The sequence below is a fragment of the Solibacillus sp. GQ1 genome (assembly GCF_059758555.1).
The window spans coordinates 1-16,510 of sequence record NZ_JCAXEX010000006.1; the positions used below are offsets into that span (position 1 = coordinate 1).

Below are 16,510 nucleotides of genomic sequence, written 5' to 3' on the forward strand. Positions count from 1 at the left end.
CAAAAAGTCGCTGCTGATTTAGTCAGTAGTGGCTTTTTTATATTATTGAAGATAATATATATGGTATAAACAATATAAAGAGTAAACTCATAACACAATAAACCAAAGATGGAGTCTTAAATAATGACTGCCTTCTTTGGTTTTTTATTTGAATTAAATTATTTTGCATGCCTTATAAGAGAATTGCTTTAGTAGTTGACCATTAAAGCTGAAAGAAATACGATTAATGAATGTAAAAGTTCTTACAAGGCGAAACATTGGAGGAAGTAACATGACAGCACCATTTTTAACAGTAGTGGACTTACGATTAATCGAGCAACAAGTAAATAAGATACTGAAGGCAAAGCTAACATCGAATGACAAGAAAATTGTAGCGGCTATACGGGAACTGGCAATTACAGAGCTAAGAGGAAAACTGACGCATGTAAATGAAGATATTATTAAAGAAGTGGAAACGGTTGAGGATACTATCGGTGCAGAACTATTTTTCCAAAGCATAAAGTCGTATACTATTCCGTTTAAGTCAATTTCCGAGCAAGGTTTGCAAAAGCTATTTAAAAAGGATAAAAAGTTGAAGTTACCTAAACTAGAAATGATTGATTGGCAAGCAATCAGTTATCTGTCCTGGGTTGATAAAGGAACAAACCGCCAATACATTGTACTGGAAAAGGAAGGTCAATACACGGCATTGCGTGGGGTTGTAGACGCCCATAACCCTATAAAAGGTGTCTGTGCGATTTGTAATCAGCATAGTGCTGTTCATTTGTTTACAGCTACAGTAAAGGGCAATGGTGATAATTATACATCTTACAGTAACTACATTTGTGAAGACTCACAACTATGTAATCAAAAGGTCAGTGATTATGAAAAACTTCAGGATTTTGTTGCCCGTAATTTAATATGAAAGTAAAAGTCATCTTTATTGGTGGCTTTTTATTTTGAAACTTTTTCCTGTTCTAACCGTAAAGGGAATTAAGAACCGAATCGGGGAGGATAGAGCCGTGCGAAAGATTGCTTATAGTTTAGCTATTGTGTTATTGCTGGCAGCTTGTAGTAGTGAAAGTACAGATAAGTCAACAGCGGAGGAACAAACGAAGCAGGAGGTTGTGCATATGGAGGAAGCATTATTAGGAAAATGGCGGGGGATGATTGAAATTCCGCAGTCACCTCTTGAAATTATTTTAAATTTGAAAGAGTCGAGTGGAAGTCTTTCTGTACCAGCACAAGGAATCAGTGATTTTGCATTTGAATCAATTAAGTATAATGAGTCGGATGTGGCCATCACCATTAATTTAGGCGGATCTCTAATTAAAATTGCAGGGAAGCTAAAAAATGAAACGATAGAGGGAACGTTTACGCAAAATGGACAATCCTATCCTATTACGTTGAAGGCTTATACAGAGACACCTGTTACGTATGAGAAGCTATTGATTCCTGTTGCAGGCGGAGAGCTTAAAGCAGCATTGCAAATGCCGGATAAAGGAACGGGAGAACTTGTTATAATACATGCAGGGTCAGGCCCTACAAATAAAGACGGCAATACAATAGGAGCTGGTTCGAATAATAGTTTAAAGATGATTGCAGAGAGCTTAGCGGAGAAAGGGATTGCTTCTATTCGTTTCGATAAGCGTGGAATCGGTGATAATACGGCATTAATTAAAAAAGAAGAGGAATTAACATTTGATCTGTATGTAGAAGATGTTAAAGCAATTATTGATTATGCTAAAAAGGATGACCGCTTTAATGAAATTCATCTACTAGGTCATAGTGAAGGTGCTTTGATAATGACAGTTGCTTCACAGCAAAATGACGTGGCATCTCTTATTTCGATTGCAGGTATTGGCAGACCGGCAGATGAAGTTTTAATGGAACAATTGTCAGCAAGCTTACCTCCGAATTTATTAGTGGAATCGGAAAAAGCATTGCAGCAATTAAAAGCAGGCAAAAAAGTAGAGACAGTATCTGGACAGCTCCAATCATTATTTAGACCGTCTGTTCAACCATATATGATTTCATGGCTTAAATACGATCCCCAGCATGAAATAAGCAATGTTAACGTTCCAATTATCATCCTTCAAGGAAAAAAAGATATTCAAGTAACAGAAAAAGATGCAGAAAACTTATATGCAGCAAATAATCATGCCACAGTCCATTATTTTGATAAGATGAATCATGTGTTAAAAGATGTAGAAGGCGATCGAGACCAAAATCTTGCGAGCTACTACAACCCTGATTTACCGCTAACAAATGGTCTGATCGAGGAAATTACTAAGTTTATAAAGCAGTAATGGACGACAAATATTCATTAATATGAGGTTTTTTCAATGGAAGAGAAACATAATAAATAAAATGTTCAAATTATTTCAAAAAACTACTTGTATAAATTTAAAACGTTGCTATAATAATAAATGTACGAAAGATGCCTTGTACATCACTGTATAATAGTAGCGTTCCGAAGTAGCTCAGTTGGTAGAGCATCCGGCTGTTAACCGGCAGGTCGCAGGTTCGAGTCCTGCCTTCGGAGCCATTTTTTTGCCTTTTTACTATTACTTAATAAACAATAAAACTTTTTTAAAAAAGTTTTCGAAAAAGGCTTGCACTATATAAAAAATGATGATATTATAAATCTTGTCTTAAAGAGAACTTCTTATATAACGGCCCGTTGGTCAAGTGGTTAAGACACCGCCCTTTCACGGCGGTAACACGGGTTCGAATCCCGTACGGGTCACCATTTAAGGCTTCATAAAAAAATAAAGCAGTAACACTTGTTATGTATGGAGGATTAGCTCAGCTGGGAGAGCACCTGCCTTACAAGCAGGGGGTCGGCGGTTCGAGCCCGTCATCCTCCACCATTCAACTTTAACAGTGTTGCATCATTTGTCGGAGGGGTAGCGAAGTGGCTAAACGCGGCGGACTGTAAATCCGCTCCTTAGGGTTCGGCGGTTCGAATCCGTCCCCCTCCACCATCTATAAAATGTTTGGGGTATAGCCAAGCGGTAAGGCAACGGATTTTGATTCCGTCATGCCCTGGTTCGAATCCAGGTACCCCAGCCATTTTTTTATTTTTTATGAGCCATTAGCTCAGTTGGTAGAGCATCTGACTTTTAATCAGAGGGTCGAAGGTTCGAGTCCTTCATGGCTCACTTTTATTTTATAAACTTAGAAGTGTACTTAAATATCAAATAACAATCCTTTACTTATTCATAAGTAAAGGATTTTTTGCGTATAAAAAGGGAAAATCGTTTAGTTGCTCGAAATTTCTATAGGAGGGTGAGCGGAGAAGAGAAAAGAATAGAATAGGAAAAATTATATGACATGTTAGGGGATGCAGAAATGATGAATAAGAAAATTTCAATTGTAGGGGTACCATGTGATTATGGACAACAGCGCCGTGGGGTAGATATGGGGCCAAGTGCCATTAGATATGCAGGGCTGCAGCAGCGTTTGGCTGATCTTGGATATGAAGTCGAAGATGAAGGGAATATACAAGTTATTGAGGGGGATGCAGCTGTACATAAAGATGAAAAGCTGCTTAATCTGGAAGAAGTTATTAAGGTCAATACAGCACTTGCCGAAAAAGTATTGAGTGTTGTAAAAAAGGATTACATACCGCTTGTATTAGGAGGCGACCATAGTATTGCAATTGGCACATTGGCAGGTCTCTCGATGAAATATAAAAATCAGGGCATTATCTGGTTTGATGCCCATGCAGATTTAAATACACCGGAAACAACGCCATCCGGAAATATTCATGGGATGCCCTTAGCAACAAGTATTGGGCTAGGACATGAAAGGCTAACATCAATTTTACATGCAGAACCTAAAATCAAAGCCGAAAATATTGTTATAATTGGCGGACGTTCTATCGATGAAGGCGAACGGGAGCTAATTAAGTCCAGAGGCATTAAAATTTACACTATGCATGAAATCGATCGCCTTGGAATGACATATGTAATGGAAGAAACTCTAAAATATTTTAAACAATTGCAAATAGACGGTCTTCATTTATCACTTGATTTGGACGCATTAGATCCTTTATATACTCCTGGGGTGGGAACACCTGTAGCAGGTGGAATCACTTATCGGGAAAGTCATTTAGCAATGGAAATGATCCAGGAATCCGGCTTAATGACATCGGCAGAGTTTGTAGAGGTGAATCCTATATTAGATGAACGAAATAAAACAGCAGATGTAGCGGTTGCCTTAATCGGCTCTTTATTTGGCGAAACTTTAGTATGATTATTACGAAAAAATTCGATTGGTCGTTACGAAGTTTGTTATAATAAAGGCACATATTTATGGGTGGAAAAAATTTTTTAGAGAAAATGAAACCTTTTAAAAAGCAATCCGTATATATAGAACAGCTGAAAAGGTGGAGAGGAAAGACAAATGGATGCGTTAGTTAATAAAAGAATAAAGCAAGTGCTTAAAGGTGACCAAAACGCATATGCCGACATCGTTAACCTCTACCAGCACAAGCTGTATCAAGTGTGCTATCGAATGCTTGGAAATAAACAGGAGGCTGAAGATATTGCACAGGAGGCATTCATACGTGCCTATATTAATTTACATTCGTATGATCAAAATCGAAAATTTTCAACATGGCTTTACCGAATTGGAACAAATCTTTGCATTGACCGAATTCGTAAAAAGAAGCCCGATTATTACTTAGATGCGGAGGTAGCAGGAACAGAAGGGCTGGATATGTATTCGCAAATTGCCGCAGAGGAGCAGTTGCCGGAAGAGGCCGTTGAGCAGATGGAGCTTCAGGACCGAATACAATATGAAATCAGCCGCCTTCCCGATAAGTATCGATCGGTTATTGTATTAAAATATATTGAAGAACTGTCCCTACAGGAAATAAGTGAAATATTGGATATGCCTTTAGGAACAGTTAAAACGCGGATTCACCGTGGCCGTGAAGCGTTAAGAAAGCAGCTAAACAATTTGTAGGAGGAAGATACGCATGAAAACGTGTGCATCAGAATTCGTGGATTATATGCACGAATATTTAGATGGTGATATTAGTCGTGAGCATGAACAAATATTGAAGCAGCATATACAAACATGCCCTGATTGCCAACAACATATGCATGAATTAAGTGACACGGTTGCGTTTATCAAGAGTGCAGCACATATTACTGCCCCTCCGCGCTTTGAGGATCTAGTGATAAGTCGTTTACCGAAACGCAAAAGTTCTGCTGGCATCAAACGTTGGTTCCGTCAGCATCCTGTACTTGTAGCTGCAGCAGTATTCTTATTATGTATGAGTGCCACATTGTTAGGCAGTTTTCCGAATGATAATCAATTCTCTGTGACGAAACAGCCTAATTTAGTCGTTGAAGGGCAAACGGTGACAGTGCCGGTCGGTGAAGTTGTTAAAGGTGACATCGTTGTGAAGAATGGAGATATTATTGTCGAAGGGGAAGTGGACGGCAATATTACAGTTATCAATGGCAACTACATGGCATCTACGGCAGTTGTTACAGGGCAAGTAGAGGAAATTGATGAAATGTTCGAATGGCTTTGGTACAAAATTAAAGTTGGCTTCAATAAAGCGATTGCTGTTCTTAATGAATAATAACTTAGAACTATCATCACGGTAATTACAATAAGAAATAATATTTTCTTAATAAATCGGAACTTTTCCCAAAAAAATCCGTTCTAGTATAGAAAGAAAAGTCTACTCGTTCGGGTAGACTTTTTTCTGTTAGGAAAGTTAATCACTGACAGAATTGTGCTATACTAAAATCAAGATGGAATAGCAAGTAAAGGTGGGGGATGCCACATGCAAATAATTGAGCAATTTACAGACATTGCTGCTGTAGATATGATTTTTAAAGTACTGGACGTACTGCTCGTATGGTACGTAGTTTATAAAGCATTGACCCTCATTAAAGGAACGAAAGCCGTTCAATTATTGAAAGGGTTATTAATTGTGGTGTTAGCGAAATTTGCTACCTACGTTTTCGGTTTAGACACCCTTGATTGGTTACTACAAGAAGTAATTGATTGGGGTTTCTTAGCCATTATTATAATATTCCAGCCGGAAATCCGCCGAGCCCTTGAGCAGATAGGACGGGGTAAGATTTTCCAACGAACGAATAACCAGCAGGAAGATGAGCAGACACGCTTAGTCGAGGCGATGAAAAAATCTGTAAGTTATATGGCGAAACGTCGAATTGGAGCACTTATTTCAATTGAAAAAGATACAGGATTAAATGAATATGTAGAAACGGGCATCAAGATGGATGCCGCAATTTCTTCTGAATTAATGATTAATATTTTCATCCCAAATACACCGTTACATGACGGGGCCGTAATTATACAGAAAAACCAAATAGCCGCTTCGGCATGTTACTTGCCATTATCAGAAAGTGCATTTATTTCCAAAGAACTAGGTACTCGTCACCGGGCAGCACTTGGGTTAAGTGAAGTAACAGATGCAATTACAATTGTTGTATCCGAAGAAACAGGTGCGATTAGTATAACAGCTAATGGTAATTTACACCGTAATCTCACTATTGCAGAATTTGAAGAATTACTGCGTAAACTGTGGTTTGGTCCTGAACAAGATTCTAACTTAGCATCTAAGTGGACTTGGGGAGGGAAAAAGAATGGATAAAATATTTGATAGCTCATGGATGCTCCGTTTAACCGCTTTGTTTTTAGCAGTGGCACTATTCTTGTATATTCAAACAGAAGAAAAACGTGAAACGGACTCGAGCACATCCAATGAAACAGATGTCATCACAAATGTGCCATTGGAAGTGTATTATGATTCTGATAACTTATTTGTGACAGGGCTCCCTGAAACGGTCGATGTGAAAATTTCAGGACCGAAACAAATTGTAATGAAAACAAAGCTTGAAAAGGATTTCAAACTTTTTGTCGATTTAAACTCATTGTTAATTGGTGAACATAGCGTTACAATACATCAAGAAAACTTTTCGGAAAAACTGGATGTATCAATTGAACCAAGAATAATTAATATAACAATTGAGGAAAAGGTTACTGAACAGTTTCGCGTAGAGCCGGAAATGAATAACCGTCTTTTAGCTGAGAACTTCGTACTGAACGAGATGACGGCAGAACCGTCAAAAGTAGCGGTAACAGGAGCGAAAAGCGTCATTGATAACATAAGTTATGTAAAGGCGACGGTTTCAGGCGAGAAAGATGTGAATAAATCATTTGAGCAGGAAGCGGCTGTAAAGGTACTCGACCGTGATCTGAATAAGCTCGATGTCAGCATTAATCCGGATAAGGTCAATGTAAAAGTAGAAATTAATGAATATAGTAAAGAAGTCCCGATTAAGATAAACGAAATTGGGGAACCAGTAGAGGGGCTTACAATTGACAGTTTATCCCCGGAAAAATCTAACATAACGGTATATGGTTCGAAATCTGTAGTGGATTCATTAAAAGAAGTTGTCGTAGACGTGGATGTTTCAAAAATAAAAAAATCCGGTCCATACGAATTTAAAGTTGAGCTTCCAACAGGGGCTACCAAGTTATCTCAAGAAAAACTAACGGTACGCGCAAATGTGAGTGGAGAGCCGGTTCGTGAAAAGGAAAAAGATAGTGAAACAAAAACAGATGCAGATTCTAATGGTGAAGATACAGATGGAAACTAACTATCAATAAAACAAGCAATCCACTTTAGGTGGTAAATTTAAAAACGTATGGTATTTCAAGCGTTGAAGGAGAGAAAAAGTAAATGGGTAAATATTTCGGAACAGATGGCGTTCGCGGTGTCGCAAATAGTGAACTAACACCAGAGTTGGCATTTAAACTAGGCCGTATTGGCGGCTATGTGCTGACGAAGGATGCTAAAGATCGCCCGAAAGTATTAATTGGACGTGATACACGTATTTCTGGGGAAATGTTGGAAGGTGCACTTGTTGCAGGTCTTCTTTCAATTGGGGCAGAAGTTATGCGTTTAGGTGTAATTAGTACACCAGGTGTTGCGTATCTTACACGTGTTATGAATGCTGAAGCAGGTGTTATGATTTCAGCATCTCATAATCCTGTTGCAGATAACGGCATTAAATTTTTCGGTCCAGACGGCTTTAAATTAACGGATGCACAAGAAGAAGAGATTGAACGTATTCTTGATGCAGAAGAAGATACATTACCACGCCCAGTAGGTGCTGCTGTTGGTTCAGTAACAGACTACTTTGAAGGTGGACAAAAATATATTTCATACTTAAAACAAACAGTTGAAGAAGATTTTGAAGGATTACATGTGGCATTAGATTGTGCGCATGGTGCGACTTCTTCTTTAGCAACACATTTATTCGCAGATTTAGAGGCAGATATTTCAACAATGGGTGCTTCACCGGATGGACTGAACATCAATGAAGGTGTCGGTTCAACACATCCTGAAAAATTAGCTGCATTTGTCGAGGAGCGCGGCGCAGATGTTGGTTTAGCATTTGATGGAGATGGAGATCGTTTAATCGCTGTAGATGAGAACGGTACGATTGTTGACGGTGACCAGATTATGTTCATCATCGGAAAATATTTACACGGAAAAGGCCGCTTAAATAAAGGTACGATTGTTTCTACAGTTATGAGTAACATGGGCTTCTACAAAGCGCTTGAAGACAACGAAATGACAAGTGTTCAAACAGCAGTTGGAGACCGCTATGTTGTGGAAGAAATGCGTGCAAATGATTATAACTTAGGTGGCGAACAATCAGGTCACATCGTATTTTTAGATTACAATACAACAGGCGACGGTTTGCTAACAGGTATTCAGTTAGTGAATATTATGAAAGCAACAGGCAAAAAACTTTCTGAACTTGCAGGCGAAATGACGATTTACCCGCAAAAGTTAGTGAACGTGCGTGTAACAGATAAACATGCTGTAACACAAAATGAAAAGGTTGCCGCTGTCATCGCTGAAGTAGAAGCGGAAATGGCAGGCAATGGTCGTGTATTAGTACGCCCTTCAGGTACAGAGCCTTTAGTGCGCGTTATGGTAGAAGCAGCTTCTGAAGAGGCTTGCGAAAACTATGTAGCACGCATTGCAGATGTAGTACGTACAGAAATGGGTTTAGCTGAATAAATCAAATAAACACCACCGGTAGTGATGGAGACATTGCTATCGGTGTTTTTTTGTGATGGTTTTTCTAATATCGGGCTTAGAAAGTTCTAATAAAAAGGCGTTCTTCTAATAAAACTACCCAATGTTCCAAATGTTATCCAAGTATTTAAATATCCATATGAAACTTTCGAATATCGAATGCAATTCTTCTAATATCACCTATTGTTCTAATAAAAGAAGCATTAGATTAGCTCAAAACGACAAAACAACCTTTTTACCGCTTAAACCCAGTTATAAATTTTACCATTCTAATGAATACTGAACCTGTTCTACTATTTGCGGAAACCGATCTAAAACTACTTACATTTGTTCTAATAAAAGAACATAACTCATGTAAATATGTTTCATTTTCAAGAATTCGGGGAAACAAAATAAAGTATCCTAATAAGACGAAGGAGTGTTTTACATTGGCTAAAATTGCAACATTAATTACTGACAAGTTTGAAGATGTGGAGTTCACAAGTCCGAAACAGGCACTAGAGGCTGCAGGGCATACAATTGTAACAATCGATAAAGAAGGTAATAAATCGGTTACAGGTAAAAATGGCGAAGCAACAGTTCAGATTGATAAAGGGGTAGCAGAAGCAAACCCGCAGGACTTTGATGCGTTATTTATTCCAGGTGGTTTTTCACCGGATTTACTGCGTGATGATGAACGCGTTGTAGCATTTGCAAAGTATTTTATGGATGAAAAGAAACCAGTCTTTGCAATTTGCCATGGACCACAGCTGCTAATTACAGCGAAGTCATTAGAGGGACGAGATGCGACAGGTTATAAATCGATTAAAGTCGATATGGAATATGCAGGGGTAAAATTCCATGATGAAGAAGTATTTGTTTGTCAAAAACAGCTTGTAACAAGCCGTACACCGGATGATTTACCTGCATTTAACCGAGAAATTGTAAATTTATTGGAAGAGAAGGGGCTTTAATCGAGCTCTTTGCATACGATAGAAAATAGTGCATATCCCGTTTTGATGTCATGTGGAATGAGTCTTGTAATCAGTGGGAATGACAACGTTACTGCTGTTACAAACTTCATTTCCCAAATCAAAACGGGATGTTTTTCTTATGGGGAGAAATTCACATATGTAAGGCAACAGCCGCACTATTTTTAAGAAAAATTTTTTTCTGTGAAGCGCTTACAATGATAGCGTAGGATTGACGGTGAAATTGTTTATGTGTATGATGTAAATGCTCAGCAAATGGAAATCGTTGAGCTGCGCAAAAGGAGAGAAAATCGCGCATACAAAATCGGAAAACAATTATAGCGCCAGAACTAAGGAAATCGAGCGGACATAATCCTTAGTTGACGAGGTGGAGGTTTATCGAAATTTCGGCGGATGCCTCCCGATCGCACATGCCCGGTTGTAAATTTCGTTTTAAAACAGAGAAGTGATTTTCTGGACAGAAAAGCGAAACGGCATACAATTTAAAATAATATTTAGCTACATCACCTTTTTAAAAAAAGAGCAGGAATGTTACCGATGCGTGCTAGCTTTGCTAAACGAGAGCAAACATCACCTTCAGATTAACTTACCATAAAGTGCACTAGGAGAAAAAAGGTAGATTTCGTAGTCTACTTTTGTGTTGCCAAAATGTACTTTGATGTAGCAATTACATTGGAGGAAACGGATTATGTGTGGAATTGTAGGATATAACGGCGTATTGGACGCTAAAGAGATTTTATTAAAAGGTTTAGAGAAACTAGAGTACCGTGGCTATGATTCTGCAGGGATTGCTGTACACAATGAAGAAGGCGTAACAGTATTCAAAGAAAAAGGACGTATTGCAGATTTACGTAAAGCAGTTGATGGCGATGTGGAAGCAGCTGTAGGAATTGGTCATACACGTTGGGCAACTCACGGTGTACCAAACCGCTTAAATGCCCACCCTCATACAAGTGCTTCAGGCCGTTATACGCTTGTACACAACGGGGTTATCGAAAACTATCACTTATTACAAAAAGCTTATCTTAAAGGAATTCAGATGAACTCGGATACTGATACAGAAGTTATCGTACAGTTAATCGATTTATTTGCGAAAGAGGGCTTATCTACATTAGAAGCATTCCGTAAAACATTATCGTTAGTGCACGGATCTTATGCATTAGCGCTTTTAGATAATGAAGATGTGGAAACGATTTACGTTGCGAAAAACAAATCACCGTTATTAGTAGGTGTGGGTGAAGACTTCAACGTTATTGCTTCAGACGCAATGGCGATGCTGCAAGTAACTGACCAGTTTATCGAATTACATGATAAAGAAGTTGTAATCGTTCGTAAAGATAAAGTTGAAATTACAACATTAAATGGACGCATTATTGAGCGTGCACCATATACAGCACAATTAGATGCTTCTGATATCGAAAAGGGAACATACCCTCACTATATGTTAAAAGAAATGGATGAACAGCCAACTGTTATCCGCAAAATTATTCAAGCATATGAACAGGGTGAAGATGTTACGGTTGATGCAGAGATTCTAAAAGCAATTGCGGAAGCTGACCGTCTTTATATTATTGCGGCAGGTACTAGTTACCATGCAGGCTTAATCGGGAAACAGTATTTCGAGAAAATTGCTGGTATTCCAGTAGAAGTACACATCTCAAGCGAGTTTGGCTATAATATGCCGTTACTATCGAAAAAACCATTATTTATCTTCATTTCACAATCAGGTGAAACTGCGGATAGCCGTCAAGTATTAGTAAAAATCAAAGAGCTTGGCTACAAAGCGTTAACTGTAACAAACGTGCAAGGATCAACACTTTCACGTGAAGCGGATTATACATTACTATTACATGCCGGACCGGAAATTGCTGTAGCATCTACAAAAGCGTATGTTGCGCAAGTAGCTGTTTTAGCAGTAGCTGCCTATGCAGTTGCAAAAGAATTAGGAATGGAACTGGACTTTGACTTAAAACAGGAGCTGGCGATCGTTGCAAACGGCATCCAGACTATTATCGATTCTAAAGATGAAATGGAGCAGATTGCCGAAGATTATTTAAAAATCGCGCGCAATGCATTCTTCATCGGTCGTAATATGGATTTCTGTGTATCATTGGAAGGTGCATTAAAACTTAAAGAAATCTCATACATTCAGGCAGAAGGTTTTGCAGGTGGTGAGTTAAAACACGGTACAATTGCATTAATCGAAGAAGGTACACCAGTCTTCGCTTTAGCAACACAAAAAGGTGTGGCGCTTAACATTCGCGGTAACGTGAAAGAAGTAGTGGCGCGCGGTGCCAACGCATGTATTATTGCAATGGAAGGCATGGAAGAAGAGGGCGACCGTTTAGTCATTCCTTCAGTACATGAATTATTAACACCACTTGTATCTGTTGTACCATTACAATTAATCAGCTACTATGCTGCCCTTCACCGTCGTTGTGACGTTGATAAACCTCGTAACCTGGCAAAATCAGTTACGGTTGAATAGGATAGAATATAAAAAACCGTTCGCTTATCTATTAAGTGAACGGTTTTTTTGTATATTAATATAGCTAATTACCTTCAGCGAAATTTCTATATAAAAAAATTAAATAGTTTATATAAAGTTTACATTTGAGGACTATACTAAAAAATGAAATGGAAGAAAATTATATTTATCCAATTTTTAATAACTATAATTTACTATCGGATTATAGTTTTTAAAAGGAAGATAATTTATTTAGAGGTGATCAATTTTCTAGTAATTAGAAGAGTTGAAAAGATCGGTTGATATATATTACTAAGGAGGATTTAGAATGTTTTTAGCAATTAAAGAAATGAAACACGCAAAAAAACGTTTCATGATGATTGGCGCAATTATTATGCTCATCGCATGGCTTGTTTTTATTTTATCGGGATTAGGTAATGGTTTATCGTCATTAGCTGCAGCAACGATGAAAAATATTGACGGAGATCTTTTTATTTATGAAGAAGGCTCTGAAGCAACTATGATGAAAACGAAGGTAGCAGGTACAATTGCCGATGACGTTGAAGGACAGTATGGTGTCAAAGAGGCAGCGAAGTTTGGACAATCAACTGTTATCGTGAAATCACCTGATGCGAAAGAAAAAGTAGACGTAGCATTCCTTGGAATCGAACCAGGTAAATTTATCGAGCCAAAAGTCGTAGCAGGTAAACAAATGACTGCTGATGACAAAATGGGTGTAATCATTGACGAGTCATTACAAGAAAAAGGCTACGAGATTGGCGATACAATTGAAGTAACAAGCTCAAGCATTGAATTAACTGTAGTCGGCATTACAAAAGGGGAAACGTTTAACCATTTACCAAGTGTATTTGTAAACTTAGACGTTTGGCAAAGCTATGCATTTGCAGCACCAGGATCAGATAATGGTCTAGAGAGTCCAGTAGCAATGATTGCGTTACAAGGTGCAGACATTGACGCTGAAAAGATCGAAAACAACTTTGATGAAATTGAAACATTTACAAAATCAGAAGCTGTAATGGGGATGCCGGGTTATAAAGAAGAAAGCGGTACAATCTATATGATGCTTGCCTTCTTATTCATCATTTCAGCCGTTATTATTGCGGTATTCTTCTATGTATTCATTTTACAAAAAACACAGCAGTTTGGTGTCATGAAAGCAATTGGTGCCTCAAACAGCTTTATTAAAAAATCAATTATTTCACAAGTATTTGTGTTATCACTAATCAGCATTATTGCCGGCATTGTATTGACGTACTTAACAGCTCTTGTTTTTCCAGAGGGAATGCCGTTTAACTTAGACTTTAAAATGGTTATTTTATATGCGATTGTGTTATTAATTGTATCTGTTTTAGGTTCTGTTATTTCAGCTCGCCAAGTGACAAAAATTGATCCTTTAACAGCGATTGGGAGAGTGGAATAAATGACAGGTTTAGTACTAAAAAACGTAACGAAATCATTCAAAGAAGGGGACTCTACAGTGGATGCACTTAAAAATGTATCCCTTACAGTAAACCCGGGTGAGTTCATCGCTATTATCGGTCCATCAGGTTCAGGGAAAAGTACACTTTTATCGATTGCGGGGGCATTACTTCAGCCATCGACAGGCGAAGTGCTTGTTAACGGTACAGATATCGGCAAGATGAAAGAAAAAGATTTATCGGCTTTTCGTTTAACAGATGTCGGGTTCATTTTACAAACATCAAACTTAATTCCGTATTTGACGGTGTTAGATCAGTTGCTGCTAGTGCGTAAAATGAAAGGCAAAGTAAAAGCAGAAGATACAAAATTTGCGAAAACGTTATTAACGGAGTTAGGGATGGGCGATAAGTTCAATAAATTTCCGAATGAGCTATCTGGTGGGGAACGTCAGCGTGTTGCGATTGCCCGTGCGTTTGTGAATAATTCAAACATCATATTAGCAGATGAACCAACAGCAAGCTTAGATTCTAAGCGTGCATTTGAAGTCGTAAAGCAAATCCGAAAAGAAGTTAAAGAACGCAACAAAGCTGCTGTCATGGTAACTCATGACGAACGTATGCTGGAGTTTTGCGATAAAGTGTATCGTATGGAAGATGGACTGTTAACTCTGGAAGGATAATCAAATTATATTTAACCGTATTTAAAGTAAACTCATACTTTAAATACGGTTTTTTTATTTTCATAAATTATCTGCATTAGCCATACGACTAACTATACTCAGTGAAAGGTGATAACGATGTGGCTACTAGGTTTTTTATGGACTTCTGCAGGCATATTCATTGGTGGCATGGTCGCTTGGCTTTTTAAAGGAATTAACCAAAAGGCACATATTATTTATGCGCTTTGTACAGGGGTAATTCTAGGTTTGATCAGTTTTGAAATACTCCCGGAAGCTGTGGAATCAGGCGGCTGGTTAAGTACAATGATTGGATTTGTTCTAGGGATGATGCTATTCAAAGTGCTACATAGTAGATTGCACTTTAAACAAGACAAAGAAAGTCACGCTAAAAAGAAATTATATATTCGAACTGGCATATTGTTAATGCTTAGTTTTGCAATTCACAATTTACCGATTGGAATAACATTAGGGGCCAATGAACAACCCGAGCTTACTAAGGCATTACTGCAAACACTTTTGTTTCATAGTATTCCCGAGGGAATAATTTTGTTTATCCCTTTAATTTTGGCTGGATTCAACATATTTACTGTTTTAATAATTTCACTTATCGTATCGATTCCAGTAGCTATGGGGGTTTATATCGGTAGCTTTCTTGTTCATCCTTTACTTAATACTATCTTCATGAGTTTTGCTATGGGGATGATTTTTATAGTTACTGTTTCAGAAATCTTATATCCGGCACTTCATAAATCTTCAGCATTCAAAATTTTATGCGGCATATTTATTGGGTTTGGAGTAATCGGATATTATCTGTATTTCCTTTAAATTTTAGAACATCGATTTTAACTAATTTGGAAAATTATGTACGTACATATGTTAAACTACTAAAAGCAATTACTAACAAATGGAGGAAATCTATGGTCGATATAAAAAACTACGATACATTCAAGAAAATTGAAACGATCCATAAAGGATGGTCGGACGATAAAAAGTACTATATTGAAACAGTTACAAATGAGAGACTGTTGCTTCGCATATGCGATATCGCAGAGTATGAAAAAAAGAAAAGTGAATATGAAATTATAAGTAGCTTAGCTGAAAAGGGCTTGCCTGTTTCACGGCCTGTCGATTTTGGAGTTTGTGACAAAGGCAAAAGTGTCTACACGATTTTCGTATGGTGTGACGGTGAAGACGCGGAGCAGATACTGCCTAACCTGACAGAAGCCGAACAGTATTCAATAGGAGTAAAATCAGGGCAAATACTGAAGGGAATTCACAGCATTCCTGCACCAGCAGAGCAGGAAAATTGGGGAACACGATTTAACCGTAAAGCGGACAGTAAAATTAAAATGTACCAGGACTGTAATATAAAAATAGCTGGTGACGATAAAGTTATTCGGTATATTGAAGATAACAGACACCTCCTGGAAGGAAGGGAGCAATGTTTTCATCACGGTGATTTCCACGTCGGAAATATGATTATATCCCCTCAGAAAGAGCTGTATATAATTGACTTTAACCGCAGTGACTATGGAGACCCGTGGGAAGAGTTTAACCGGATAGTGTGGAGTGCGGATAGCAGCCCGTACTTTGCTACAGGGCAGCTTAAGGGATATTTTTACGGAACACCACCGATGGAATTTTTCTCTCTACTTGCTTTTTATATTAGCAGTAATATGCTGTCATCTATTCCTTGGGCTGCAAATTACAGTGATCATGATTTAAACATAATGAAAAATCAGGCAAAAAACGTTTTGGAATGGTTTGACGGTATGAACGATCCTGTACCGACTTGGTATAAAGGAGAATTAAATTTGGGTTGATTAAAAGCTAATGGACAATAAATAAAATAGAACGGAGATGAA

At 38.0% G+C, this 16,510-nt stretch carries 14 protein-coding genes and 6 tRNA genes; all 20 read left to right on the forward strand.

Translation table 11 applies throughout. From position 1 onward, the window contains the following. Positions 1 to 271 precede the first annotated feature (271 nt). Entirely contained in the window at positions 272 to 904 is a 633-nt protein-coding gene (locus AC6CH1_RS17210) for a FusB/FusC family EF-G-binding protein (protein WP_251691076.1), read from the forward strand. Positions 905 to 1,001: 97 nt separating this feature from the next. Beyond that, on the forward strand, positions 1,002 to 2,288 hold the full coding sequence (locus AC6CH1_RS17215) for an alpha/beta fold hydrolase (protein WP_251691078.1): 1,287 nt from the start codon (positions 1,002 to 1,004) through the stop codon (positions 2,286 to 2,288). Between the two features lie 163 nt (positions 2,289 to 2,451). Beyond that, positions 2,452 to 2,527, forward strand: a tRNA-Asn gene (locus tag AC6CH1_RS17220). Positions 2,528 to 2,656: 129 nt separating this feature from the next. Then, positions 2,657 to 2,731: transfer RNA gene (locus AC6CH1_RS17225), tRNA-Glu, on the forward strand. Positions 2,732 to 2,776: 45 nt separating this feature from the next. After that, a tRNA-Val gene (locus tag AC6CH1_RS17230) sits at positions 2,777 to 2,852 on the forward strand. 30 nt (positions 2,853 to 2,882) lie between these two features. Beyond that, a tRNA-Tyr gene (locus tag AC6CH1_RS17235) sits at positions 2,883 to 2,966 on the forward strand. Between the two features lie 13 nt (positions 2,967 to 2,979). Then, positions 2,980 to 3,054, forward strand: a tRNA-Gln gene (locus tag AC6CH1_RS17240). Positions 3,055 to 3,070: 16 nt separating this feature from the next. Beyond that, positions 3,071 to 3,143 (forward strand) — tRNA-Lys (locus tag AC6CH1_RS17245). 193 nt (positions 3,144 to 3,336) lie between these two features. Next, entirely contained in the window at positions 3,337 to 4,239 is a 903-nt protein-coding gene (gene rocF / locus AC6CH1_RS17250; protein WP_251691326.1) for an arginase, read from the forward strand. A 150-nt stretch (positions 4,240 to 4,389) separates the two neighbouring features. Beyond that, positions 4,390 to 4,953 (forward strand): RNA polymerase sigma factor SigW, encoded by a 564-nt coding sequence (gene sigW, locus AC6CH1_RS17255; RefSeq protein ID WP_251691080.1) that lies wholly within the window; start codon positions 4,390 to 4,392, stop codon positions 4,951 to 4,953. A 13-nt stretch (positions 4,954 to 4,966) separates the two neighbouring features. Continuing rightward, the gene (locus AC6CH1_RS17260; protein ID WP_251691082.1) at positions 4,967 to 5,581 is read left to right on the forward strand and encodes an anti-sigma factor family protein; all 615 of its coding nucleotides are present in this window, start codon (positions 4,967 to 4,969) and stop codon (positions 5,579 to 5,581) included. Between the two features lie 207 nt (positions 5,582 to 5,788). Further along, on the forward strand, positions 5,789 to 6,625 hold the full coding sequence (gene cdaA / locus AC6CH1_RS17265) for a diadenylate cyclase CdaA (RefSeq protein ID WP_251691084.1): 837 nt from the start codon (positions 5,789 to 5,791) through the stop codon (positions 6,623 to 6,625). Then, complete coding sequence (locus tag AC6CH1_RS17270; protein WP_251691086.1) at positions 6,618 to 7,634, forward strand: CdaR family protein; 1,017 nt, start codon at positions 6,618 to 6,620, stop codon at positions 7,632 to 7,634. Before cdaA ends, AC6CH1_RS17270 begins: the two co-directional genes overlap by 8 nt. Before the next feature lie 83 nt (positions 7,635 to 7,717). Continuing rightward, positions 7,718 to 9,070, forward strand: a complete 1,353-nt coding sequence (gene glmM / locus AC6CH1_RS17275) for a phosphoglucosamine mutase (protein ID WP_251691088.1) — start codon at positions 7,718 to 7,720, stop codon at positions 9,068 to 9,070. Positions 9,071 to 9,516: 446 nt separating this feature from the next. Continuing rightward, positions 9,517 to 10,041 (forward strand): type 1 glutamine amidotransferase domain-containing protein, encoded by a 525-nt coding sequence (locus AC6CH1_RS17280; RefSeq protein WP_251691090.1) that lies wholly within the window; start codon positions 9,517 to 9,519, stop codon positions 10,039 to 10,041. Positions 10,042 to 10,747: 706 nt separating this feature from the next. Continuing rightward, a complete protein-coding gene (gene glmS / locus AC6CH1_RS17285) occupies positions 10,748 to 12,547 on the forward strand; it encodes a glutamine--fructose-6-phosphate transaminase (isomerizing) (protein WP_251691092.1) in 1,800 nt (599 codons plus the stop codon). A 307-nt stretch (positions 12,548 to 12,854) separates the two neighbouring features. Next, a complete protein-coding gene (locus AC6CH1_RS17290; protein WP_251691094.1) occupies positions 12,855 to 13,967 on the forward strand; it encodes an ABC transporter permease in 1,113 nt (370 codons plus the stop codon). Beyond that, complete coding sequence (locus AC6CH1_RS17295) at positions 13,968 to 14,645, forward strand: ABC transporter ATP-binding protein (RefSeq protein WP_498318612.1); 678 nt, start codon at positions 13,968 to 13,970, stop codon at positions 14,643 to 14,645. It begins immediately after the preceding gene. Between the two features lie 117 nt (positions 14,646 to 14,762). After that, positions 14,763 to 15,470 (forward strand): ZIP family metal transporter, encoded by a 708-nt coding sequence (locus AC6CH1_RS17300; protein WP_498318614.1) that lies wholly within the window; start codon positions 14,763 to 14,765, stop codon positions 15,468 to 15,470. A gap of 92 nt (positions 15,471 to 15,562) precedes the next feature. Beyond that, positions 15,563 to 16,468 carry an aminoglycoside phosphotransferase family protein gene (locus AC6CH1_RS17305; protein ID WP_498318615.1) on the forward strand — a complete coding sequence of 302 codons (906 nt, stop codon included), beginning with the start codon at positions 15,563 to 15,565 and terminating at the stop codon, positions 16,466 to 16,468. Positions 16,469 to 16,510 lie beyond the last annotated feature (42 nt).